Source organism: Aeromonas finlandensis, from assembly GCF_000764645.1.
Classification (GTDB): domain Bacteria; phylum Pseudomonadota; class Gammaproteobacteria; order Enterobacterales; family Aeromonadaceae; genus Aeromonas; species Aeromonas finlandensis.
Window position 1 is genome coordinate 1 of record NZ_JRGK01000192.1, and the last position, 2,371, is coordinate 2,371.

Genomic DNA, 2,371 nt, shown 5'->3' on the forward strand with positions numbered 1-2,371 from the left:
GTGATGTCCTTTTATCACAACGTAGTGGGCAACTAAATCTGGATAGATTAGGCCGATCCTCGGCTTTTGCTGGTGGTATCCCGCTATTGTGTTGATGCGGACGCCGCCAGTTGTAGTAATTCATCAGGTAGTAACTGATTCAATCAGGGATTTGTGGTGATCAACCCGTTGACTAAAGAATGTTATCTCCCCTCAAGGCAATCAAAGCGCGGTAAAACAGGAGTTCAGAATCCCTATGCAGGGGAATATGTTTGGTTACAAGCTTGATACCTTGCATGCCGTCGACAGCTTTGCTAATCAGGTGGTGGTGATCGATGAAACTATCGAGATAATGTCCAGCAAGCAGGATGATTATATCGCAGGCTGTACGCAACTGCGTACAGCCCAGCCCTGAACAAGGGCGTTGATGGTACCACCTCATTGATGTAGCAGTTTCCTACACGACTTAGGGGGCTATGCCGACACCATCCAAAAGGGCTGATTGGCATCATGCCATGATGGGAGGTGAGGGAATATCTCTTAGTGCCCAAGCCCAAATCTTTAACCCGGCTCCGGCCGGGTTCTTTTTTCCCCTTGAGCTTGTCTGGGCCAATGGCTACTTCTTCCTGCTTTACCTAGGCAACCTCTCTCCTCAGTGGCGATGGGCCAGCCTTGGTTACATTCATTTGTAGGAAATGGACTACCCTGTGCCGGGGGGATGGCCTGCATATCTCCACATCGCTCTCGGGTTATCTTTTGCTTGCTTGCTGCAATGAATAACAGCAGGCATGGCAAGCCTTTAATCTGCTCTTGTTTGGGGGGAATGATTCCCCCCCTTTTTCCGCGTCAGAATGGCTCCATGTCGGCGAGCCTGCAGGGGACTGCTCTGCCCTCAGCTGAGCCGTTAGCGCACTGTCCCGTGTGCTGATTAGCAACGGTGGTTATCGGGGGGCTATCGATATAACTAGAGATAGTCTCGTGACTGTACAGCGCTATTTAATGGTGCCTCATACTCGGCAGTCTCATACTTCGATTGTTGCTGGGATAGTTGGTGCCAAGTCTGTTGCTCCTCGTAATTGCATTATGTGCCATCCTTAGGGCGGGTTTACTGTAGGTCGCCCCTGTATTGTAAAACACCATTGCCACTTTCATAACGCCAGACAGTTGTCGATCAGGGCTATCCACAAATAGACACAGCGCTCTCCTGGCATCTGCAGCATGGCAAATCTAGGATTGTATTTTATGATGTTCACCTGTTGCTTCTTCATGACCAGCCAGAATGCAATCGTCGGCAGATAGGCGATATTACGACGATGTCGTCGATACTTATAATGAGAGGAGTGGAATAAAGAGTTGTTCAAATGCTAGACCTTTTTGTGGCCTCCGCTAGTAGCGTTTTGGTTGTATAAATCTGATTGTCGTGACGATAAAAATGCAAGCAAGGTTAGCATTAGAGTGAGCTGTAATTCGTTTTTTTTGGGGGGGGCACATAATGATTCCATAAACCACCCTGCCCGATGATAGTTGGTATTGATTGTTTTTTGTAGCCCATATCAGCTCTAACTTTCAAATCAGTAACATATTGTTGCGATGATTATATGTTACTATTGTTCAACTTAATATATGATATATTAATGTTGAGCATAAATTATAATGCGAACTGCAATAAATTAGTTAAGATTGCTTGAGGTAGGTATGAATAAAGAATTGCGATGCGTAGTTGTTGATGATCACCCCGCTATTAGAATGGCACTCAAAATGACCTTGGTAAAATCAGGTATTAATGTGGTAGCTGAGAGTGGTTGCGGTGATGACGCCTTGAGATTAATCCGTGACTTGATTCCAGATATTGTGCTCCTTGATCTCGACCTGCCAGTTGTGGATGGTTTGACTCTACTGGAGCGGTTGGGGCGCTATAACCTGCCGGTTAGAGTAATCATATTATCTGCCACTAATAATGAGCATCTGGCCGCTAGGGTCCGAGCTGCTGGCGCGCATGGATATCTGCATAAATCAGAATCATTGGAACAACTTCCCATTGTTATCAAGCTGGTCAACTCTGGCTATAGTTATTTTTCTGACAAAGTCCTCACATTAAGTACTCAGCATTACAGCAAAGGTGATGAGTACTCATTGCTATCCTGTTTATCTGTGCGAGAATTTACCGTTTTTTTACGTCTGGTAAGAGGTGATAATAATAGCCGTATTGCAGATGAACTGGCGTTGAGTCCGAAAACTATCAGTACCTATAAAACTAGGATATATGAAAAACTTGGTGTGAGTTCATTGGTGGAACTAATAGAGGTAGCTCGTCGTGAGGGTGTATAAAGTTATTGTCAGCTTGCTACTCTATATTTCCTTTCCATTATCGGCAACGCCGCTTGTATTAGGG

At 45.4% G+C, this 2,371-nt stretch carries 2 protein-coding genes; both read left to right on the forward strand.

Annotation, left to right across the window (positions count from 1 at the left end; translation table 11 throughout):
• Nucleotides 1–235: 235 nt before the first annotated feature.
• On the forward strand, nucleotides 236–394 hold the full coding sequence (locus LD28_RS23045) for a hypothetical protein (protein ID WP_156120213.1): 159 nt from the start codon (nucleotides 236–238) through the stop codon (nucleotides 392–394).
• Between the two features lie 1,280 nt (nucleotides 395–1,674).
• Nucleotides 1,675–2,307, forward strand: a complete 633-nt coding sequence (locus LD28_RS22400; RefSeq protein ID WP_081959546.1) for a response regulator transcription factor — start codon at nucleotides 1,675–1,677, stop codon at nucleotides 2,305–2,307.
• The last annotated feature ends 64 nt before the right edge of the window (nucleotides 2,308–2,371 follow it).

Coding starts and splice junctions, on each gene's coding strand:
- LD28_RS23045 (WP_156120213.1), top strand. CDS start 236: ATGCAGGGGAATATGTTTGGTTACAAGCTTGATACCTTGCATGCCGTC.
- LD28_RS22400 (WP_081959546.1), top strand. CDS start 1,675: ATGAATAAAGAATTGCGATGCGTAGTTGTTGATGATCACCCCGCTATT.